Source organism: Corynebacterium sp., from assembly GCF_030535495.1.
Lineage (GTDB): Bacteria > Actinomycetota > Actinomycetes > Mycobacteriales > Mycobacteriaceae > Corynebacterium.
Map to the genome: position 1 here is coordinate 1 of NZ_JAUNRW010000018.1, position 20,346 is coordinate 20,346.

A 20,346-nucleotide genomic window follows, 5' to 3' on the forward strand; every position below is an offset into this window, starting at 1 on the left:
GAGCATGCGGGCACAATGGATCCCATGCAGACCCTGAGCGAGAGCGGCACCCTCCTGCGCGCACACAGCGCCGATTTCCGGGACGCCGTCCAGCGACACCTCTACCAGGAGGTGCTGGAATCGCGGCAGGTCTTCCCCATCTCGCTGCGCCACACCCACCTGGAGCTGGCCGATGCCTGCGCCTGGGTCCTCGAGCGCACCCCCGCCACCGGTGCCGTGCCCTCGGAGATCCTGGAGACGTTGCGTGAGCTCGGCCGCGATCACCGGCGTCACGGTTTTCCGGCGGACATCTACCCGGCCTTCGCCTCCGCGCTGTCCCACGGCCTGCACTCGCTCGGGGTGCCGCAGGCGGATGCTGCGTCACGGGCCCTGGACACGGTGTGTTCGGTCATGGCAGCCGCCGCCCGGTCCGCCGATGAGGAGGGAGTGGCCCCGGCCTACTCGGCGGAGGTGCTGGGCGTGCAGCGCCGTACCCGCCACATCTCCGTCGTGCGGCTCGAGGCGGGCATCCCCATCGACTACCGTCCCGGCCAGCACCTGCCCGTGACCACGTCCTATCTTCCCGGGGTGTGGCGGATGTTCTCCCCCGCGCTACCCGCCAACGACTTCGGGCAGCTGGAGTTCCACATCCGCATGCTCGAGGGCTCGGACATCTCCCACCTGCTGGCGACCCCGAAGCCCGGCGACTACTGGCTCTTCGGGCAGCCGCGCGGCACCCTGCAGGTCACGGGCGAGCGCGATGTCCTCATGATCGCCCACGGCACCGGCCTCGCGCCGCTGCGGGCGTTGCTCTTCGACATGCTCACGTGGGACACCCGCCCCCGCGTGCATCTGTTCGTCGCCGCCGAGTACCCCGGTGAACTCTACGATCTCATGGGGCTGTGGAACCTCGCGCTCGTCAGCCACTGGCTGTCGGTGGTGCCGGTCGTGGAGCACGCGAAGGATGCCTGGTGGGTGGGCGCCACCGAATCCTCCCGCGCCCCCTACGGGTTGCATGTGCAGCAGACCGGTCAGGTCGGCGAGCTCGTCTCCTCCTACGGGGCGTGGGCGGACCGCGATGTCCTCGTGGTCGGGGATGCGCGGAAGGTGCGCGCGAGCGTCGATAAGCTCATTGCGGGGGGCACTCCGGCGGCGCACATCCAGGCCGAGGCCTGGGAGAACTCGGACAACTGGCCGTCACAGGACGGGTAGCGCCTCACGCGCCTTCTCCACCTGCTCCATGTCGAGATCATGGATGATGATCTCCGGCCCGTACCCGGCCTCCGCTTCTCGACGCCCCATCGGCCCCACCACACACGAGTGCCCGATGCCGGTCGGTCCGCTGGACTCACCGGCTTCCGCCTCCCCGCCGGGGCGGGCCTGACCGGCGGCGGCGATCCACGACGTCGAGTCGAGGGCGCGGGCGGCGGTGAGGATGCGCCACTGGTCGAGCTTCCCGGGGCCGTCCATCCAGCTGGTGGGCACGACGATGACCTGTGCTCCGGCGCGGGCCAGGTCCCGGAACTGCTCCGGGAAGCGGATGTCGTAGCAGGTGGCCACGCCGACGCTCACGCCGTCGACGTCGAAGGTCACCAGCGACTCACCCGGCTTGACGGTGTCGGACTCTTTGTAGGAGTAGGCGTCGAACGTGTGGATCTTGTCGTAACCACGGTGGATGTCCGGTCCGGTGATAAGGGCGGTGTTGAACACGCGGTGGAGGGTCTTGCCGTCCCGCTCGACCGTGTCCGCCGGGCGGAACATGCCGGCCACGACGGTGACACCGTGCTCACGGGCGGCGTCGCGCAGACCGCTGGCGAACTCCCCGTCCAGCTCCTCGGCGTGTTCGTCGAGGCGCCCCGATTCGAAGGCCTGGCTGGTGGCCTCCGGGAAGACGACCAGGCGGGCGCCCTGTTCGGCGGCCTCCGCGAGCTTGGTCCGGGCGTGGGCCAAATTCTCGACAATATCGGGTCCGGTGGTCAGCTGCACGAGTGCGATCTTCATGGCACCCACCCTATGTGGATAACTGTGGGTTATCCACAGGTGGCGGCCGGGCGCACTTGGCACATCGGCCCCGCTCGCGGAGACTGGCGCCATGAATCACCTGCAGCTCACCTCCGCCACCTCCGATCACCTCCTCACCCTCCTGCGGCGCGCGACGTCGCCCGCCACGCCCACCCTGCCACCCGGGTCACGGACGGCAGCGGCGCTGGACCGGGCGGCCGCCACCTGGTCGGGTGCCCACCGCACCGCGGAGTCCGCGCTCCTCGACCACGTCCGCGACATGCACCGTTTCATCGAGCGGGTCGCCGCGGTGGACAGGTCTGTGTGGTGATGCTTCTCGACGCCACCGCCCTCCGCCACACCGCCCACCTACTGGGAGTCGACGCCGGGTGGCTCCTCGAGCAGCACTCCTGGCTGCTCCGCGCCTTCGACGATCTGCCCGGCACCGGGTTTTCCGGACCGGCGGCCGAAGCGGCCATCGAGCGCCTGCACCTACACGCCCGGCCGCTGCACGAACCACCCGAGCAGATGCTGCGGGCCGCGCAGGTCCTGCACGTCACGGCCCGCCTGCAGGAGGAACTCGACGCCGCCGCCCGCCGCGCGGTCCTCCTCGCCGGGCAGATCGCCGGCGCCTCCCCGTTGGTGGCTCTGTTGTTGCGCGACCTCCACTCCCTGGGGGAACTGCTCGACCACGTCTGCGCCCGACAGATCGATCTGCTGTGCACCCCGGTGGCCCCCGCACCCGCCCGCCGCCTGGCGGACACCCCGGACCTGGGCCTGGGGGCTGTCCACGAGCTCAACCAGCTCACCCACCACCTGGACCTGCCTGCCGATGTGCAGGTCCTCGAAGCCGGGGAGGGCCGTCTGGTGGCGGCCGTCGGGGACCTGGAGAACGCCGCATCCGTGGTCACCATCGTGGCGGGCACCGGGTCCTCGGACCCGCAGGGCCTGCCGGTGAATCTCGACCGGGCCCGTACCATCGCGCAGGCCACGGGCGGGGCGGCGGTGCTGTGGCTCGGCTACCGCGCCCCGGCCGGCGTCGGCCAGGCCCTGGCGCATGAGCCGGCGCGGGTGGCCGGGGCCGAACTGCAGGCCTTCCAGCGCGAGCTCACCCGGCGTTTTCCCGGGCAGCGCCGGGTGGTGCTCGGCTACTCCTACGGTTCGCTGGTGGCGGGGAGGGCGGCGTCGGCAAGCGGCGGCCTCTACGCGGACCACCTGGTGTTCATCGGCAGTCCGGGGGTGGGCGTGGGCACCGCCGCCGAACTCACCCTGCTGGGTGATAACCCGAAGGTGCACGCGATGACGCACCCCTCCGACGTCATCACGCTCGTCAGGGGGGTGCACGGCACAGACCCGACATCCCCGGAGTTCGGGGCGCGGGTCTGGCCGGGAGATCGCTCCGGCGACCACGGCAGCTACTGGGATGACCCGGTGCTGCTGAGTCTGCTCAGGGGATGGACTGAGCCGGAGTCAGCGGATCAGAAGAACCCGAGGGCGTCATCCGAGTAGGAGACGAGGAGGTTCTTCGTCTGCTGGTAGTGGGCGAGCATCATGAGGTGGTTCTCACGGCCGATGCCGGACTCCTTGTAGCCGCCGAACGCGGCGTGCGCCGGGTAGTTGTGGTACTGGTTCACCCACACGCGACCGGCGTGGATCTCGCGGCCCGCACGGTAGGCGGTGCGGCCGTCACGGGACCAGACGCCGGCGCCGAGGCCGTAGTTGGTGTCGTTGGCGATCTGGATGGCCTCGTCGAAGTCCTTGAAGGTCACGACGGACAGCACCGGGCCGAAGATCTCCTCCTGGAAGATCCGCATGTCGTTGGTGCCCTTGAACACGGTCGGCTCGATGTAGAAGCCGTTGTCCAGGCCCTCGATCTTGTTGATGCTGCCGCCGGTGAGGGTCTCCGCACCCTCCTTCGGGCCGATCTCGAGGTACTCGGAGATCTTGTCCATCTGCTCCTGCGAGGCCTGCGCGCCCATCTGGGTCTCCGTGTCCAGCGGGTTGCCCTTCTTGATCTTCTTCACGCGCTCGACGCCGAGCTCGAGGAACTCGTCGGCGATGGACTCGTGGACCAGTGCGCGGGAGGGGCAGGTGCAGATCTCACCCTGGTTGAGGGCGAACATGGCGAAGCCCTCGAGGCACTTGTCGCGGAAGGCGTCGTCCTTGGCCATGACGTCGGAGAAGAAGATCGACGGGGACTTGCCGCCCAACTCCAGGGTGACGGGGATGATGCGCTCGGCGGCGGCCTTGTTGATGATCTTGCCGACGGCGGTGGAGCCGGTGAACGCGATCTTGGCGATGCGCTCCGAGCTGGTCAGTGCGACGCCGGCCTCCTCGCCGAGGCCGTTGACGATGTTGAGGACACCCTCCGGCAGCAGGTCCTGGATGATCTCCACCAGGTAGAGCAGCGAGGCCGGGGTCTGCTCCGCCGGCTTGAGGACGATGGTGTTACCGGCCGCCAGCGCGGGGGCGATCTTCCAGGTGGCCATGAGGATGGGGAAGTTCCAGGGGATGATCTGGCCGACGACGCCGAGGGGCTCGTTGAAGTGGTAGGCCACGGTGTCGTGGTCGATCTGGGACAGGCGTCCCTCCTGCGCGCGGGTGGCACCGGCGAAGTAACGGAAGTGATCCACGGCGAGCGGGATGTCGGCGGCGAGGGTCTCGCGCACTGCCTTGCCGTTGTCCCAGGTCTCGGCGACGGCGATCTCCTCGAGGTGCTCCTCGATGCGGTCGGCGATGCGGTGGAGAACGAGGGCACGCTCGGCCGGGGAGGTACGCCCCCATGCCGGGGCGGCCTTCTCGGCGGCATCGAGGGCGAGCTCGATGTCGGCCTCCTTACCGCGCGCAACCTGGCAGAACACCTCGCCCGTGACCGGGGTGATGTTGTCCATGTACTCACCGTCGACGGGCGCGACCCACTCGCCGCCGATGAAGTTGTCGTAGCGCTCGCGGTAGGTGACGATCGAGCCGTCGGTCCCGGGGTTCGCGTACACGGTCATGATGGTGTCCTTTCTCAGGGGTGCGTGGTCTACGCCACACCCTACAGTGACGCGCGCCACTTTTGTGAAGAAATATCATCACAGACGCGAAGGTCCACGTCCCCCCGGTTTCCCGGGCGGACGTGGACTGGTGTCACGGGTGCTAACGCTGATCCTGATGGCGTTCCTGATGTCGCCGCAGGCGTCCGCGGCGAGGCTCCCACATCACGAGTGCCGTGGAGCGCGGAACGTGGACGAGCTCACCGCGGCGGCGCGGAAGCTGGTCCTGCTGCTCGCGCAGCTCCTCCACCTCGGCGCGCAGGCGGTCCACTTCCCCACTGAGTTCGATGATCGCCTTGATGCCCGCCAGGTTGACACCCTCCTCCTGGCTCAGATGCTGGATCCGACGCAGCAGGATGATGTCCTTCCGGGAGTAGCGGCGCCCGCCACCCGTGGTCCGCTGGGGGGTGACCAGGCCCATGCGGTCGTAGGTGCGCAGCGTCTGCGCGTGCATGCCGGCGAGTTCGGCGGCGACCGAGATGACGAACACCTCGCCCAGGTCGTCCGTCGACGACGTGTCCTTTCTCATGGTCATTGTCCGTACACCTCCTTCCGGTGCTACTTGTTCCCGGCCCACCCGGCGCGCGGGTTGTAACCGGAGCTCTTCTCCGCCTGTGCGTATTCACGCAGGGCGCTGGTGGCGGCGGCGTCGAGATTCTTCGGCACCGTGACTTCGACGGTGACCAGCAGATCACCGGCGGTGTCGCCGCTCTTGGGCACTCCGCGTCCGCGGACGCGCAGGGTCCGGCCGTTGGGGGTGCCGGCCGGCACCTTGACCCGGACGGGCGCGTCGAGGGTGGGCACCGTGATGGTGTCCCCGAGCGCGAGTTCGGCGAAGGACACCGGGACCGTGACCTCGAGATCGTCGCCGTCGCGGGTGAACACCGCGTCCTCCCGCACATGGACGGTGACGAACAGGTCGCCCGCGGGCTTGCCCTGCGGGCCGGCCTCTCCCTGCCCGGCGAGGCGGACCTTCTGACCGTCGATGACACCGGCCGGGATGCGGACCGTCAGCGAACGGGTACGGCGCACCGTGCCCGAACCGTGGCAGGTCATGCACGGATCCGGAACGTACTGTCCGGAGCCGTCGCACCCTGTACACGGCGCGCTGAATCCGAAGGCACCACGGTTTTCCGAGGTGAAACCGGAACCGTTGCACACGGCGCAGGTCTCCAGCTTGCCGGACTTGGACCCCGAGCCGTGACAGGTGTTGCAGGGGGCGTCGCCGGTCAGTTGGAGCGGGATCGTCGTGCCCTTGGCCGCCTCCCGGAAGTCAAGGGTGATGTCCGTTTCGACGTCGGCCCCCCGCGTCGGCCGAGCTGCGTGGCGAGGAGCGCCGCCGCGGTTGAAAAGGCCACCGAAGATATCGCCCAGACCGCCGTCCGCAGAAAATCCTCCACCGGATCCTCGTCCGAAGATGTCGGAGGCGTCGAAGTCTTCCTGCGTCTGCCGAAACCCGCCGGGAAATCCGGCGCCTCCGCCTCCGCCGAAGCCTCCGAAACCACCGCCGGAGCGGAGCATCGCCTTCAGCTGGTCGTATTCCTTGCGCTTCGCCTCGTCGCCGAGGACGTCATAGGCCTCGGCGGCCTTCTTGAAGCGCTCTTCTGCGGTCTTGTCACCGGGGTTCTTGTCGGGATGGTTCTCCCGGGCCAGCTTGCGGTAGGCCCTCTTGATGTCCTCGGCGGATGCGGATGAGGAGACCCCCAGATCCGCGTAGTAGTTCTTGTCTGCCCATTCACGCTGAACGGTCACTGGGCATCTCCTCCTTTCGGGACGAGTAGTTCGTGGTTATGACTAATTATGTGTGATTGTTCGTGGAAAAAGGGAGCACCGCCGCCCGAGGGCGGCTGGAGGTGCGTCTCGGACGGCGGTGCTCAGGTACGGGAGCGGATCCCGCTACTCGGTGGTCTCAGCGGACTCGGCGTCTGCTGGGGCGGCCGGATCGGCGATGATGACCATCGCGTTGCGGACGACCTTGTCGCCCACCCGGTAGCCGCGGCGCAGGACGGTGCCCAGTGCCTTGTGCTCACCGGTGGACAGATCCTGGACCGCCTCGTGGATCTCCGGGTCGAAGGGGTCTCCCTCGTCGCCGAAGGGGATGAGCTTGAGGCCGGTCACGGTGTCGTTGAACTTGTCGGCGAAGGACTTCAGCGGCCCTTCCTTCAGGTCTCCGTGCTGGCGTGCCAGGTCAATGTCATCGAGGATGGGCAGCAGCTTGGCCAGCACCGACGCCTTGGCGGTGTCGATGATGCCCTGGCGGTCTCGCTCGGTACGCCGCCGGTAGTTGGCGTACTCCGCGCTCACGCGCTGCAGGTCCTCGGTGCGCTCGGCGAGCTGCGCCTCCACGTCGGAGACCTCACCGTCACCGTCGGCATCGGGATCGATGTCGGCGAGTGCCTCCTCGATCTCAGCCTCCAGTTCCGCGTCGATCTCGGGATCGATCTCGGCGCCGGCGTCCGTAGGGACGGGCTCCTCGTCGAGGGTCGCGCCCGGGTCCTCGTCCTGGGTGCGTGCAGCCTCCTCGGCGGCGGCCTCGGCGCGGTCGGCCGAGGTGGCCTCCGGGTCGGTGTGCTCAGGATCGCCCGGGTTGTCGGGCATCTGGTTGGGGTGCGTCACTACTTCTTCTCCTCACCGGTGTCGGTGTCGGTGGCGGCGTCGGCGTCGGTGGCCTCATCCTCGACGACCTCGGCGTCGACGACGTTGTCGTCAGCGGCCTCGGCGTCACCGGCCTGTGCCTGGGTGGCACCGGCGTTGGCCTCGGCCTCGTAGATGGCCTTGCCCATCTCCTGGGACTCGGTGGACAGCTTCTCGACGGCGGTCTTGATGGCCTCCAGGTCCTCGCCCTTGAGTGCCTCCTCGACCTCCTTCGCGGCATCCTCGACCTTGGTCTTGATGTCCTCGGAGACCTTGTCGGAGTTCTCTTCGACGAACTTGCGGGTCTGGTAGACCATGGACTCCGCGTTGTTGCGGGTCTCCTGCTCCTCGCGGCGCTTCTTGTCGTCCTCGGCGTGGAGTTCCGCATCCTTGATCATGCGGTCGATCTCCTCCTGGGACAGGCCGGAGCCGTCCTGGATCTTGATCGTGTTCTCCTTGCCGGTGCCCTTGTCCTTGGCGGTGACGTGGACGATGCCGTTGGCGTCGATGTCGAAGGTGACCTCGATCTGCGGCACGCCGCGCGGCGCCGGGGCGATGCCGGCGAGCTCGAACGAGCCGAGCAGCTTGTTCTGCGCCGCCATCTCGCGCTCGCCCTGGAACACCTGGATCTGCACCGACGGCTGGTTGTCGTCGGCCGTGGTGAAGGTCTCCGACCGCTTCGTCGGGATGGTCGTGTTGCGCTCGATGAGCTTGGTCATCACGCCACCCTTGGTCTCGATGCCGAGGGAGAGCGGGGTGACGTCGAGAAGCAGCACGTCCTTGACCTCACCGCGCAGAACGCCGGCCTGCAGGGCGGCGCCGACGGCGACGACCTCGTCCGGGTTGACGCCCTTGTTCGGCTCGCGGCCACCGGTGAGCTCCTTGACCAGCTCGGTCACGGCCGGCATACGGGTGGAGCCACCGACGAGGACGACGTGGTCGACCTCGGAGATGGACATACCGGAGTCCTTGACCACCTGGTTGAACGGCTCCTTGGTGCGGTCCAGGAGGTCCTGGGTGATGCGCTGGAACTCGGTGCGGGACAGGGTCTCGTCGAGGAACAGCGGGTTCTTGTCGCCGTCAACGGTGATGTAGGGCAGGTTGATGTTGGCCTGCTGGGAGGAGGACAGCTCGATCTTGGCCTTCTCGGCGGCCTCGCGCAGACGCTGCAGGGCCATCTTGTCCTTGGTCAGGTCAATGCCGTTGGAGGACTGGAACTTCTCGACGAGCCAGTCGACGATGCGCTGATCCCAGTCGTCACCACCGAGCTGGTTGTCACCGGCGGTCGCACGGACCTCGACGACACCGTCGCCGATCTCGAGCAGGGAGACGTCGAAGGTACCGCCACCGAGGTCGAAGACCAGGATGGTCTGCTCCTTGTCGCCCTTCTCCAGGCCGTAGGCCAGAGCAGCGGCGGTGGGCTCGTTGACGATACGCAGGACGTTGAGGCCTGCGATCTGGCCGGCCTCCTTGGTGGCCTGACGCTGAGCGTCCTCGAAGTAGGCCGGGACGGTGATCACGGCGTCGGTGATGTCCTCACCCAGGTAAGCCTCGGCGTCACGCTTGAGCTTCATGAGGGTGCGGGCGGAGATCTCCTGCGCGGTGTACTTCTTGTCGTCGATCTCGACGGACCAGTCAGAGCCGATGTGGCGCTTGACGGAGCGGATGGTGCGGTCGACGTTGGTCACGGCCTGGTTCTTGGCCGGCTGACCGACGAGGACCTCGCCGTTCTTGGCGAAGGCGACGACGGACGGGGTCGTCCGCGAGCCCTCGGAGTTGGCGATAACGGTGGCCTCGCCACCTTCGAGCACGGAGACCACCGAGTTGGTGGTACCGAGGTCAATTCCTACTGCGCGTCCCATTTTCTGTGTTTCCTCCTGTTTGTTCGGGATGTTTCTGAGGTTGACTGCCATCGGCTCAACTTCTGGAGACCAACGTACCAGACCACTTGAGCCTGCCGCACTCAACCTGACATCCCTTACAACGGGGCACCACCCAAAGTTGTTCCCGATCCGCTCAACTTTCTTTTTCCCGCAGGTCAGAGCAGCCTTTCCGCCTCGCCCCAGGCCGAGGTGGGCGCGAGGATCCAGGCCAGAGCCTTCGTCCACTGCTCCGCAATGAGCGCGATGCGTGCGGTGTGACGGTCGGCGCAGTCACGGCCGTGGTGGAGGATGTGCACCAGATCGAAGGCCTCGAGCAACTGCCTCACCCCGCGCAACCTAGCCGAAGACATCAGGAGGGCGGCGGGCGAGTCCTCGGCCCCCGGGGCCGGCTCCGCGGTCGCCCACACCCGGGCATCGAAGTCCCAGGCTCGCAGCCGCTGCGGCGGCAGATCCCGCAACTGAGCGGCCCAGGCCAGGGCCTCCACCGCCCATTCCGCGCGCAGCAGCAGTTCCGCTTCCGACCGCAGTCCGGCAGGAACCACCACCCGCCCGTCGTCGAAGGCGGCCGCCCGTGCGGCACCGACATCGGCCAGAAAGCCCCGCTCCCGCACCGTCATCGACGCATCCACCCACTCCTGCGCAGCCACCTGGTCATCGGCCGGCGGCACCGAACCGTGGCGCACGTGCCGGGCCGCGTCCACCACCAGCGAGAGAGCGGCCAGGCGGTAGACCACCTCCGCGTGGTCGCGCAGGCGCACCTCCGCCTCGGCCGGGATGACGGGGATCTGCTCATCGAGCTCCAGCCCCGCCTGACGTAGTGTGCGCAGGTTCTTCTGGCGTCGTCGATAAGCATCGAGATGCACCGGCACCTTCACGCCCTGCCCCGGCGCGGCGAGATTCTCCCCGTCCAGATTGCGGAAGGGCCCGTTACCCACCCGGAACACGCAGTAGCGGCCCCAGTCAGCGAACTCCACGAGATGCCGGGCGGTGTATCCGTCATCACGGGTGAAACGGTAGATGACCTGCGAGCGGGAGATGTGCCGCGCCAGGGGGTGTACGCGGGTGACGTCCGGTCCCGTGATCTGCAGTCCCGCCTCGGCCAGATCCACCAACGCCGCCTCGATGAACACCGCCACATCCCGTGGGTGGGTGAACACCTCGGCCGACACCGGCTCCAGCTCCGACACCGGCTCCGACACAGTGGAGTAGACGAGGACATCCATGGCCCCCATGCAACCAGAGGTCCGCCCTCCCGGCAGCACGGTCGCGTGACACCCCCATTCGCGACCTGGGAAAACGCCCCCGCCGCAGACCCAGCGGAGGACATGCCTACGCCGCTGGGGAATGACCCGTCCGCCATGTCCACCCCCGCCCCTATACTGGCTGGCAACCGCAGTAACCCGCATCACAGTGCGGGCAGCATGTCCGGCGCATCACCCCCCGCGTCCGGACCGAGGAGAAAGGGCCCGCCAGTGAATCCCTCGTTCACCCGCACCCGCCACGTCAGTGATCGCCCACCGGTCGCCTGCTGAGACACGACCGCACTCACCCACGTCCTCCTCCCAGAAAGGGAACCCCATGTCTCAGCATGCCTCCGTCGAGCAGGTGCTCGACCCCGCCGTCTCCCGCGCCCGCGAGTGGCTCGCCGCCACCTCCGACACCGACGGCTCCTCGGCCACCGAGCGCCTCGCCGACCTGGTCCGCGATCCGGCCGGTGTCTCCTTCACCATGGACTTCGTCGACCGCGTGGCCCGCCCGGAGGACAACCGCACCGCCGCCAACGCCCTGCGGACGCTCGACGGCGCCCCCGATTTCCTCGGCCGCCTCAACCAGACGGCTCTGCGGCTCGGCGGGATCGTCGGCCCGAAGCTGCCGCACATCGTCATGCCGGTGGCCCGCGCCCGCCTGCGTCAGATGGTCGGCCACCTCGTCCTCGACGCCGACGGCAAGGCGCTGGACAAGCTCCTCGACACCGCCGCCGAGGACGGCACCCAGCTCAACCTCAACCTCCTCGGCGAGGCCGTCCTCGGCGATGAGGAGGCCGCCCGCCGCGCCGAGCGCACCCTGGCGCTGATCACCAACCCCAAGGTCACCTACGTCTCGGTGAAGGCCTCCAGCCTCGTCGCCCAGCTCAACCCCTGGGACCTGGAGGGCAACCTCGTCCGCCTCAAGGAGCAGCTGCGCCCGATGTACCGCGCGGCGCAGGAATCCGGCACCTTCATCAACCTGGACATGGAGGAGTACAAGGATCTGCGCCTGACCATCCGCCTGTTCACCGAGCTTCTCGACGACGACGAGTTCCGCGACCTCGAGGCCGGCATCGTCCTGCAGGCCTACCTCCCCGACAGTTACGACGCCCTCGTCGAGTTGGCCGAGTGGGCCCGCAACCGTCCCTCCCCCATCAAGATCCGCCTGGTCAAGGGGGCGAACCTGTCGATGGAGAAGGTCGAGGCCGAAAGCCACGGCTGGGCCCAGGCGCCCTACGCCACCAAGCACGACGTGGACGCGAACTACATCCGTCTCCTCGACTACATCCTCACCCCGGAGCACGCCCCGTACGTGCGCATCGGCGTGGCCAGCCACAACCTCTACTCCGTGGCCCTGGCCTGGGAGCTGGCCACCGCCCGCGGGGTCACCGAGCAGATCGACGCCGAGATGCTGCAGGGCATGGCCCCGGCGCAGCAGCAGGCGGTGCGCGATGTCGTCGGCCGAATGATCCTCTACACCCCGGTCGTGCACCGCGAGGATTTCGACGTCGCCGTCTCCTACCTCGTCCGCCGCCTCGAGGAGAACGCCGCGGAGGAGAACTTCCTCCACGCGCTCTTCGCCCCGGGTGACGGGATGAGTGCCCAGGAGCAGGCGCTTATCGACGCCGCCCGCCACCCCTCCTCCACCGATCCCCGCCGCACCCAGAACCGTCTCACCGAGACCGGCCGCACGGTCGAGGGCCGTTTCGCCAACGAACCCGACACCGATCCGGCCCTGCGCGCCAACCGGCAGTGGGCCCTCGAGCGCCTCGCCGCCGAGCCCCACGTCATCGCCGCGGAGGAGGTCACCGACCCCGCCGCCGTTGACGCCGCCGTAGCGCGGGGGCGTGAGCTGGGGGCGCAGTGGGCGTCGAGAAGCGGCCACGAGCGCGCCGAGGTCCTGGAGTCCATCGCCGATGAACTGGCGAAGGCACGTGGCGAGCTCATCTCCGTCATGGCGCACGAGGCCGGCAAGACCGTCGACCAGTCTGATCCGGAGATCTCCGAGGCCATCGACTTCGCCGCCTACTACGGTGAGCAGGCCCGCAACCTCGACCGCGCCCGCTCGACCTTCACCCCCCACGCCCTGACCGTGGTGGTGCCGCCGTGGAACTTCCCCGTGGCCATCCCCACCGGTGGTGTCACCGCGGCGCTGGCGGCGGGCTCTGCCGTGATCATCAAGCCGGCCCCGCAGACGGTGGGCTGCGCCGAGGTCATGGTGCAGGCGGTGCACCGCGGCCTGCAGCGGCACGGCATCGACACCGACCTCGTGCAGTTCATCCGCGCCGACGAAGGGGATGCCGGGCAACGCCTCATCTCCCACGAGGACGTCGACCACGTCATCCTCACCGGCGCCTCGGAGACCGCGGAGCTGTTCCGCTCGTGGAACCCGCGGATGTCCATCAGCGCGGAGACCTCGGGCAAGAATGCCATCATCGTCACCCCGGCCGCGGACCCGGATCTGGCGGTCGCCGACATCTACCACTCCGCCTTCGGCCACTCCGGCCAGAAGTGTTCCGCCAGCTCGCTGGTCATCCTCGTCGGCCAGGCCGGCGAATCGCGGCGCATCCGCGAGCAGCTCGTCGACGCCGTCTCCACCCTCCGCGTCGGCCCCGGCACCGACATCTCCACCACCATGAACGGCCTCATCGAAGCGCCCGGCGAGAAGCTCGAGCGCGGTCTGACCCAGCTCGAGGCCGGGGAGTCCTGGCTGCTCCAGCCCCAGCAGCTCGACGAGGAGGGGAAGTTCTGGTCCCCGGGCATCCGCGACAACGTCCGCCCCGGCTCCTGGTTCCACACCACCGAGTGCTTCGGCCCGGTCATGGGCATCATGTACGCCTCCTCCCTGGAGGAGGCCGTCGAGTGGCAGAACGGCACCGGCTTCGGCCTGACCGGCGGCCTGCACTCCCTCGACGACGCGGAGATCGACTACTGGACCGAGCACGTCGAGGTCGGCAACGCCTACGTCAACCGCGGCATCACCGGCGCGATCGTCCAGCGCCAGCCCTTCGGCGGCTGGAAGAACTCCGTCATCGGTTCCGGCGCGAAGGCCGGTGGCCCGAACTACGTCGCCCAGCTGGGCACGTGGACGGACGGCGACCTCGATCATGGCCAGGTGCAGCTGGAGGCGGGCGTCGAGAAGCTGCTTGCCGACGCCCCCGCCGACCCCTGGCTGCGCCGCGCCGCCGAGCTCGACGAGCTGGCCTGGCGCGAGGAGTTCTCCCGCGAGCACGACCTCACGGGCCTGGCCTCCGAGGCCAACATCTTCCGCTACCGGCCGCTGCTGGACCCGCTGCCGGTCTATGTCGGTGAGGGCGCCGCGGAGCGCGATCTGTGGCGGCTGAAGCTGGCGGCGGAACGGGCCGGCGTGCTGATAAGCGAGGAGATCGTCTACCGCCCCGGTGGACGCATCCGGGCCCTCGGAGAGGTACCTGCGGAGATGTACGAGAAGGCCGCTGAGGTTGGTGCCGTCATCCTCGACGGACCCGTGCTTGCCGACGGCCGACGCGAGCTCCTCCCCTTCCTTCTCGAGCAGGCCCTGACGGTGACGTTGCACCGATTCGGCGTCCTGCGGAAAGTAGGCAGCATCCGGCAGTGATAACCCGGGGTTTTTGAGGCACAATGAAGTTCTGATGAGCACACCTATTGATCCCCAGAAACCCGGACCCGACGGCACCGACCCCCGCGACCTGACCGAGATGGTCTCGGACTACGCCGAACTCTCCGACGAACCCCGCGACGCCAACTCCCCCAACGACGCCCCGGACGTCACCGACCGCGCGGTCTTCATCGGCCGCGACGGTCGCTGGGCCGCCGGATGGGCGCTGCGCTTCATCATCTTCGTGGCGGCAGCGTTCATCCTGGGCAGGATCCTCGGCTTCGTGTGGGCCGGCCTCCTGCCGATCCTGCTGGCCCTGCTGGTGTGCACCGTCCTGTGGCCGGCGGTGAAGTTCCTGCGTGACCGGCTGAAGTTCCCGGCGGCACTGGCCACGGTGGTCACGTTGATCGGCTTCTTCTCCATCTTCGGCGGCATCTTCGCCGCCATGGCCCCCATCGTCCGGGATCAGGGCGCGGCGCTGGTCAGGCAGGCGCAGGACGGGCTCACCCAGCTCTCCGACTGGGTCCAGGGCCCGCCGCTGAACATCGACACGACCCAGTTCGACCAGGTCCTCGACGACATCACCGGCTTCCTGCAGGAACGTTCCTCGCAAATCGCCTCCGGCGTGTTCACCGGCCTGGGCGCGGCGACGTCGATCGCCGTCACCATCGTCGTGATGCTCGTCCTCACGTTCTTCTTCCTCAAGGACGGCGACCGCTTCCTGCCGTGGATGCGCGGCTTCACCGGCTCCAACGCCGGCTGGCACCTCACCGAGGTGATGACGCGTTCCTGGAACACCCTGGCCGGATTCATCCGCACGCAGGCGATCGTCTCGCTTGTCGACGCCGTCTTCATCGGCATCGGCCTCGTCCTCCTCGGCGTTCCCCTGGCGTTCGTCCTGGCCGTGATCACCTTCTTCGCCGGCTTCATCCCCATCGTCGGTGCCTTCACCGCCGGCGCCCTGGCCGTCATCATCGCCCTGGTGAGCAACGGCGTGACCAATGCCCTGCTGGTCCTGCTGCTCATCATCGCCGTCCAGCAGATCGAGGGCAACATCCTCCAGCCGGTCCTGCAGTCCAAGGCCATGAACCTCCACGCCGCCGTGGTGCTGCTCTCGGTGACCCTCGGTTCCACCCTCTTCGGCATCATCGGCGCCTTCCTCGCCGTGCCGATCGCCGCGGTGGCCGCCGTGTGGTTCCGCTACCACTCCGAGCTCGTCGCCCTGCGCGCCGGTGAGATCACCATCGACGACATCGAGATCGCCACCGCCAAGGGCTCCAACCTCACCTCCTGGGAGGCGTTCACCGCCGTGCGCGAGCGCCTGGTCACCATGACGCCGACACTCGGGCGCCGCAAGGGTTCCGACGTCGACCCCGTGACGGAGGACGTCGAAGGGGACACCGACGGGGAGGACACGAAGAAGGACAAGCCGCGCTGGCGGATGGTCAACTTCTCCGATCCGTCCTAGGGCGCACTGCGCGCGCTCGTCATCGGCGCAGGACCCGCCGGCCTCACCGCCGCGCTGGTCCTGCGCCGTTTCGGTTGGCACGTCCGTCTCGTGGAGGCGAGCACCGGTTAGGTCATGGGCTACGAGGTCGAAAAGCGCCTGCGGCCCTGGGTCACAGAGCAGCAAGCAGCCGCTCGACGGCATCTGCGAGCTTGACCGCACTCCCCTCCACGGCGTCGGCCCACTCGGGGGCGGTCTCCTCGTCGGCGCGGTCGCTGATCTGCTTGAGCAGGGTGATGGGGACGTCGAAGCGGTGGGCGACAGCCGCCAGGGCGTAACCCTCCATGTCGACCAGCCCGGCGACCTGCGCGATGCGCTCGCGGGTGACCGAGTTCTCCACGAACGTGTCCCCCGTGGCCAATTGCCCGGTGGGGAACAGACCGGTGGTGGGCGGGGTGATCACGCGGGGGAAGGCGTCGAAGGCGATGTCGGAGGTGAACTCCACATGGAAGTCATGCTTGTGCACGCGATCGATCTCGTAGACGCCGCTGGGGATCTCATCGCGCAGCGCCCCGCAGGTGCCCACGTTGATGATGCGCTCCGGCAACGTGCCGTTCGCCCGGCGCGCGCACAGCTCCTCCGTCAGGGTGATGGCGGCCGGCAGGGTGCCGATACCCGTCACCAGCAGATCCGCCCCCTCCGGCAGATGGGCGGCTTCCTCGGACACGGCGGCGACAAAGAGAACAGTCATGCGCGCGATCCTACTACCAGTGAATCTGCGGCAGATCCCAACGCCGCCAGCACCCCAGCTGGTCCGCCATCCGCCGGTACGCCTGCAGGCTCATCACCTCCGCCCACCCGAAACGCTCCGGCCGGAACGGCAGGTTGTCGGCCCGCTCCTTCTCCTTTTTCAGGTTGAACTCCTGCTCGCTTATCGACGCCCCGTACTTCCCCCTCCCGTCCACCTCCACATACTTCTCCGTCCCCTCGACCTGGAAGTCCACCACGTAGGTCTTGCCGTTGTGCCCCCGCACGCTCACCTGCGGGATGAGCACGAAGTCCCCGAAGAGCACCGCCTGCGCCAGAAACGCCGCCTCCAGCGCCGACTCCACCTCCGGGGTCGCCTTCTCCACGACCAGCGGCCAGTGCGCCAGGCCCTCCCTGCCGGTGGTGTCATAGGCTGCGAGTTCCTCCCGGGTGATCCTGTCGTCCCGCAGCGCGCTGCAGGCGGCGACGAATCCCGCCCCGAAACCGTGCAGCCTGGTCAGATCCACCAACGTGCGCAGCACCGTGGTGGCCTGGAGGTGGTGGCCGGTGATGTCGGCGGGGGACAACGTGTAGTTCACGTCCCGGGTGCCGGGGCGCGTCTTCTTTCCCCCGCGCTTTCCCCGGTAAAGCTCGTGGAGACCGGGTGTCGGCTCATACCGCCACAATCCCCACACCGCCGCAGCCGAATACCCCGCCAACACCCGTCCGGAGGCCTCCCCCAGAGCCTTCGCCTGCAGGTCAAACTGCTCCCATGGTTTCAGCGCGGCGTAGTGCTCTCGCTCGGCGTACACCCCGCGGAACAGTCGGACGAGCACCCCGCTCTTTTCCAGTAGCCGCAGCACCGCCGACGCATCCGGCAGGTGTTTCTGTTCGCTTCGCAGCAGCAGGTGGTCCTCGCGTCGCATGCACCGTGCCAGAGCTGCCTCCAGGTCGCCCATCAGTCCCCTCTCTATGGTTCTCTCACCATGATTGGACTGCCGGCCGGGCCGAAAGGTTCCCGGAGATGTCAATCGCGTCGCGGCTTGTGCCGTCTGGGGATGTTCAAACAACCCCAAACTGCACAAGCCGCGACAGCAGCGGCCCCGAACGCCCTACCCCAGCTCCTCCGCCACGCTGAAGCGGCCCCCGGAAGCCTCGAACTCGGCTACAGCGGCGGCGGCCAGGGCGTCGTCGGCAAGCACGTCGACCGCGACCTGCGCCAGCCCGGCCGCGGAATCCACCGCCGCCCGCGTCGCCTCCTCCCCGCTCGCCCACTCGGCGAAGGCAGCGGTGTGCAGCGCGACATCCGGCGGGGAGACCTGCACCATCGGGTGGATGCCCGGCACCATCTGGGAGACGTTGCCGAAGTCCGTCGACGCCGCCAGCGAATCCGGCACCACCCCGGCGGGAACGGCCACCCGCCCGCGCAGCGCCTGCGTGCGCGTCCAGCGCGCGGCCAGGACCTCGTTGTTGCGGATCGGCAGCGTCGCGGGGTGCACGTCCCAGGTCTTCTCCACGCGGCATCCGGCCATGAGCGCGGCGCCCTCGAGGATGTCGTCGACACGCGCGGAGAGATCGACGAGCGAGTCGGTGAGCAGCGAGCGCACGTAGATGTCCAGCGACGCTCGCTCAGGGATGACGGAGGGCCTGTGCCCACCGTCGGTGATCACCGCGTGCAGCCGGTCCGAGGGCGCCATCTGCTGCCGCAGCAGCCCCATCCCCTGGTACGCCAGCGTGACGGCGTCGAGGGCGTTGCGCCCCATGAACGGCTGCGAGCTGGCGTGCGCGGCGACCCCGTGGAAGGTGGCCTGCAGCGTGCGGCGGCCGAGCCAGTGGTGGCTGGCGATGTCGTAGCCGAAGGGGTGGATCATGATGGCCACGTCGATGCCCTCGAGCATGCCCCCGCGGATCATGTACTCCTTACCGGAGTGCCCCTCCTCCGCCGGGGTACCGAGGAGCACGAGGCGCCCCTCCACACCCGCGGCCTGCGCGGCGTCGACGGCGGCGAGGAAGGCGCCCACTCCCGCGGCGGCGATGATGTTGTGCCCGCAGGCGTGCCCGATGCCGGGCAGGGCGTCGTACTCGGCCATGATCGCCACCGTCCGGTGCCCTGCCCCGAATCCGGGCGAGGTCCACTCGGCCCGCAGCGCCGTGGACACCTCGTGCACTCCCTGCTCCACCGCGACACCGCGCGCCCGCAGCAGTTCCGTGAGCGTGGCCTGGGCGTGGACCTCCTCGAAGGCGAGCTCGGGGTGCGCGTGCAGGTCGCGCAGGAGCTCGGTCATGGCCGGTTCCAGGTTGTTCGCGCTTATCGACGCCACCTTCCACGCCTCCTTCTGCCCCGGGTACGCGTCGAGCGCGGCGGGTTCGGCGGCGGAGGCGGCCTCGGTGACCTCCGCCATGCGGGCGGCGATGCCGGCGGCGGCGTGGTCGAGGAAGGCGGTGGACGGGCTGGAGGGTTCTGGCGCAGTCATCGCCTTCCCAGGTTACCGCCCCCATTGCCATGTAGACCGACCTGTACTATTCTTTGTAGACAGTTCAGTCTACGAGAGAGGATAGGACCATGCCGGACACCAACCAGCGGCCCCTGCGTATCGCAGTCATCAGCGACGGAGCCACCGGCATGTGCCTCGCCGAAGGCCTGCTGACCGCCCCTCACCAGGCCCCCGTCTTCGTGGACCTCATCACCTCCCGCACCGCACCGGCCGGTCTGCTCCGCTCCGCCCCGCAGGGAGACCAGGCCCCGCGCCTGCGGCTGATCGGCAACGTCCGCGTCGCCGGGGACGTCACCCTCGCCGAGCTCCACGAGCTCTACGACGCCGTGGTCACCCCCGACACCAGCACCGGCGCCGCCCTGGCCTCCGCCGAGGTCACCGCCGCCGTGTTCCCGGAGCGCCCCCAGGATGCCCCGCCCCGCCTGCTCGAGCTCCTCGCCGCCCGCGGGGTGGCCGTCACCTCCTGGCAGGGCTGGACCGCGAGCGCGGCTGCCACCACCGACTGGGAGGCCCTCGAGCTGTCCTCCCGCGGCGTCCCGGTGTGCATGTGAGCACCGGCCACGTCACCCTCGTCGGCGGTGGGCCCGGCGCCTGGGACCTCATCACCGTCCGCGGCATGCGCGCCCTGCAGGCAGCCGATGTCATCCTCACCGATCACCTCGGCCCCACCGATGAACTTGCGCAGCTGTGCGACACCGCGGACAAAACGGTCATCGACGTCTCCAAACTCCCCTACGGCCGGCAGGTCGCGCAGGAGGAGACCAACCGTCTCCTCGTCGAGCACGCACGGGCCGGGCGCGCCGTCGTGCGCCTCAAAGGCGGCGACCCCTATGTCTTCGGCCGCGGCCACGAGGAGCTCGAGGCCTGCCGCGAGCACGCCATCCCCTGCACCGTGGTGCCCGGCGTGACCAGCGCGATCTCCGTGCCCGGCGCGGCCGGCATCCCGGTCACCCAGCGCGGGGTGGTCCATTCCTTCACGGTCGTCTCCGGCCACCTGCCCCCGGGGCATCCGAACTCGCTCGTCGACTGGGCCGCCCTGGCCCGCGCGGGCGGGACCATCTCGGTGATCATGGGTGTGAAGAATGTCGCCGCCATCACGGCCACGCTTATCGACGCCGGCCTCAACCCCCACACCCCCGCCGCCGTCATCCAGGAGGGCACCACCGCCGTGCAGCGCAGTTTCCGTTGCACGCTGGGCACCCTGGCCGAGACGATGGCCGAGAACTCCGTGTCCTCCCCGGCGGTCTACGTCATCGGCGACGTCGCCGCCCTCTGAC

18 protein-coding genes are annotated in these 20,346 nt (G+C 68.8%); 8 read left to right on the plus strand and 10 right to left on the minus strand.

The window, feature by feature from the left end; genetic code table 11:
- Positions 1–24: 24 nt before the first annotated feature.
- Positions 25–1,191 (plus strand): FAD-binding oxidoreductase, encoded by a 1,167-nt coding sequence (locus tag Q4F73_RS04055; RefSeq protein WP_303358076.1) that lies wholly within the window; start codon positions 25–27, stop codon positions 1,189–1,191.
- Here the strand turns inward: Q4F73_RS04055 and Q4F73_RS04060 are convergent.
- Positions 1,177–1,980, minus strand: a complete 804-nt coding sequence (locus tag Q4F73_RS04060; protein ID WP_303358077.1) for a carbon-nitrogen hydrolase family protein — start codon at positions 1,978–1,980, stop codon at positions 1,177–1,179. The two genes, Q4F73_RS04055 and Q4F73_RS04060, sit on opposite strands and share 15 nt — an antisense overlap.
- 91 nt (positions 1,981–2,071) lie before the next feature.
- On the opposite strand from Q4F73_RS04060, the gene Q4F73_RS04065 reads away from it, so the two are divergent.
- Both Q4F73_RS04065 and Q4F73_RS04070 read left to right on the plus strand, forming a co-directional pair.
- Complete coding sequence (locus Q4F73_RS04065) at positions 2,072–2,311, plus strand: hypothetical protein (protein ID WP_303358078.1); 240 nt, start codon at positions 2,072–2,074, stop codon at positions 2,309–2,311.
- Entirely contained in the window at positions 2,311–3,489 is a 1,179-nt protein-coding gene (locus Q4F73_RS04070) for an alpha/beta hydrolase (RefSeq protein WP_303358100.1), read from the plus strand. The genes Q4F73_RS04065 and Q4F73_RS04070 overlap by 1 nt, the downstream gene beginning before the upstream one ends.
- Here Q4F73_RS04070 and Q4F73_RS04075 read toward each other — a convergent pair.
- The 6 genes from Q4F73_RS04075 to Q4F73_RS04100 form a co-directional block, all read right to left on the minus strand.
- Complete coding sequence (locus Q4F73_RS04075; RefSeq protein ID WP_303358079.1) at positions 3,459–4,979, minus strand: aldehyde dehydrogenase family protein; 1,521 nt, start codon at positions 4,977–4,979, stop codon at positions 3,459–3,461. The genes Q4F73_RS04070 and Q4F73_RS04075 overlap by 31 nt on opposite strands.
- Before the next feature lie 142 nt (positions 4,980–5,121).
- Positions 5,122–5,553, minus strand: coding sequence for a heat shock protein transcriptional repressor HspR (locus tag Q4F73_RS04080; RefSeq protein ID WP_303358080.1), 432 nt, complete (start codon positions 5,551–5,553; stop codon positions 5,122–5,124).
- 23 nt (positions 5,554–5,576) lie between these two features.
- The gene (gene dnaJ, locus Q4F73_RS04085; RefSeq protein WP_303358081.1) at positions 5,577–6,770 is read right to left on the minus strand and encodes a molecular chaperone DnaJ; all 1,194 of its coding nucleotides are present in this window, start codon (positions 6,768–6,770) and stop codon (positions 5,577–5,579) included.
- A 144-nt stretch (positions 6,771–6,914) separates the two neighbouring features.
- Positions 6,915–7,634: a nucleotide exchange factor GrpE gene (grpE, locus tag Q4F73_RS04090; RefSeq protein ID WP_303358082.1), complete on the minus strand. Its 720-nt coding sequence runs from the start codon at positions 7,632–7,634 to the stop codon at positions 6,915–6,917.
- On the minus strand, positions 7,634–9,514 hold the full coding sequence (gene dnaK, locus Q4F73_RS04095; protein ID WP_303358083.1) for a molecular chaperone DnaK: 1,881 nt from the start codon (positions 9,512–9,514) through the stop codon (positions 7,634–7,636). Before dnaK ends, grpE begins: the two co-directional genes overlap by 1 nt.
- A 176-nt stretch (positions 9,515–9,690) precedes the next feature.
- Positions 9,691–10,758, minus strand: coding sequence for a DUF4272 domain-containing protein (locus tag Q4F73_RS04100; protein WP_303358084.1), 1,068 nt, complete (start codon positions 10,756–10,758; stop codon positions 9,691–9,693).
- Positions 10,759–11,113: 355 nt separating this feature from the next.
- Here Q4F73_RS04100 and Q4F73_RS04105 point away from each other — a divergent pair, with 355 nt between their 5' ends.
- Genes Q4F73_RS04105 through Q4F73_RS12500 form a run of 3 tightly spaced genes read left to right on the plus strand, consistent with a single transcriptional unit; the run spans position 11,114 to position 15,959 of the window.
- Positions 11,114–14,380: a bifunctional proline dehydrogenase/L-glutamate gamma-semialdehyde dehydrogenase gene (locus Q4F73_RS04105; protein ID WP_303358085.1), complete on the plus strand. Its 3,267-nt coding sequence runs from the start codon at positions 11,114–11,116 to the stop codon at positions 14,378–14,380.
- A gap of 34 nt (positions 14,381–14,414) precedes the next feature.
- Positions 14,415–15,848, plus strand: coding sequence for an AI-2E family transporter (locus Q4F73_RS04110; RefSeq protein WP_303358086.1), 1,434 nt, complete (start codon positions 14,415–14,417; stop codon positions 15,846–15,848).
- Between the two features lie 21 nt (positions 15,849–15,869).
- The gene (locus tag Q4F73_RS12500) at positions 15,870–15,959 is read left to right on the plus strand and encodes an FAD-dependent monooxygenase (RefSeq protein WP_368660511.1); all 90 of its coding nucleotides are present in this window, start codon (positions 15,870–15,872) and stop codon (positions 15,957–15,959) included.
- Positions 15,960–15,999: 40 nt separating this feature from the next.
- Here Q4F73_RS12500 and Q4F73_RS04115 read toward each other — a convergent pair whose 3' ends face one another.
- From Q4F73_RS04115 to Q4F73_RS04125, 3 genes are all read right to left on the minus strand, one after another.
- A complete protein-coding gene (locus Q4F73_RS04115; protein ID WP_303358087.1) occupies positions 16,000–16,578 on the minus strand; it encodes a nucleosidase in 579 nt (192 codons plus the stop codon).
- Between the two features lie 13 nt (positions 16,579–16,591).
- Entirely contained in the window at positions 16,592–17,533 is a 942-nt protein-coding gene (locus tag Q4F73_RS04120) for a hypothetical protein (RefSeq protein WP_303358088.1), read from the minus strand.
- A 153-nt stretch (positions 17,534–17,686) separates the two neighbouring features.
- Entirely contained in the window at positions 17,687–19,048 is a 1,362-nt protein-coding gene (locus tag Q4F73_RS04125) for a M20 family metallopeptidase (RefSeq protein ID WP_303358089.1), read from the minus strand.
- An 89-nt stretch (positions 19,049–19,137) separates the two neighbouring features.
- On the opposite strand from Q4F73_RS04125, the gene Q4F73_RS04130 reads away from it, so the two are divergent.
- Positions 19,138–19,620, plus strand: a complete 483-nt coding sequence (locus Q4F73_RS04130) for a hypothetical protein (RefSeq protein ID WP_303358090.1) — start codon at positions 19,138–19,140, stop codon at positions 19,618–19,620.
- Positions 19,617–20,345, plus strand: a complete 729-nt coding sequence (gene cobA, locus Q4F73_RS04135) for a uroporphyrinogen-III C-methyltransferase (RefSeq protein WP_303358091.1) — start codon at positions 19,617–19,619, stop codon at positions 20,343–20,345. The genes Q4F73_RS04130 and cobA overlap by 4 nt, the downstream gene beginning before the upstream one ends.
- Position 20,346 lies beyond the last annotated feature (1 nt).

Coding starts and splice junctions, on each gene's coding strand:
- Q4F73_RS04110 (WP_303358086.1), top strand. CDS start 14,415: ATGAGCACACCTATTGATCCCCAGAAACCCGGACCCGACGGCACCGAC.
- dnaK (WP_303358083.1), bottom strand. CDS start 9,514: ATGGGACGCGCAGTAGGAATTGACCTCGGTACCACCAACTCGGTGGTC.
- Q4F73_RS04100 (WP_303358084.1), bottom strand. CDS start 10,758: ATGGATGTCCTCGTCTACTCCACTGTGTCGGAGCCGGTGTCGGAGCTG.
- Q4F73_RS04070 (WP_303358100.1), top strand. CDS start 2,311: ATGCTTCTCGACGCCACCGCCCTCCGCCACACCGCCCACCTACTGGGA.
- Q4F73_RS04105 (WP_303358085.1), top strand. CDS start 11,114: ATGTCTCAGCATGCCTCCGTCGAGCAGGTGCTCGACCCCGCCGTCTCC.
- Q4F73_RS04075 (WP_303358079.1), bottom strand. CDS start 4,979: ATGACCGTGTACGCGAACCCCGGGACCGACGGCTCGATCGTCACCTAC.
- Q4F73_RS04055 (WP_303358076.1), top strand. CDS start 25: ATGCAGACCCTGAGCGAGAGCGGCACCCTCCTGCGCGCACACAGCGCC.
- Q4F73_RS04080 (WP_303358080.1), bottom strand. CDS start 5,553: ATGACCATGAGAAAGGACACGTCGTCGACGGACGACCTGGGCGAGGTG.
- Q4F73_RS04065 (WP_303358078.1), top strand. CDS start 2,072: ATGAATCACCTGCAGCTCACCTCCGCCACCTCCGATCACCTCCTCACC.
- Q4F73_RS04125 (WP_303358089.1), bottom strand. CDS start 19,048: ATGACTGCGCCAGAACCCTCCAGCCCGTCCACCGCCTTCCTCGACCAC.
- Q4F73_RS04060 (WP_303358077.1), bottom strand. CDS start 1,980: ATGAAGATCGCACTCGTGCAGCTGACCACCGGACCCGATATTGTCGAG.
- Q4F73_RS04115 (WP_303358087.1), bottom strand. CDS start 16,578: ATGACTGTTCTCTTTGTCGCCGCCGTGTCCGAGGAAGCCGCCCATCTG.
- Q4F73_RS04130 (WP_303358090.1), top strand. CDS start 19,138: ATGCCGGACACCAACCAGCGGCCCCTGCGTATCGCAGTCATCAGCGAC.
- Q4F73_RS04120 (WP_303358088.1), bottom strand. CDS start 17,533: ATGGGCGACCTGGAGGCAGCTCTGGCACGGTGCATGCGACGCGAGGAC.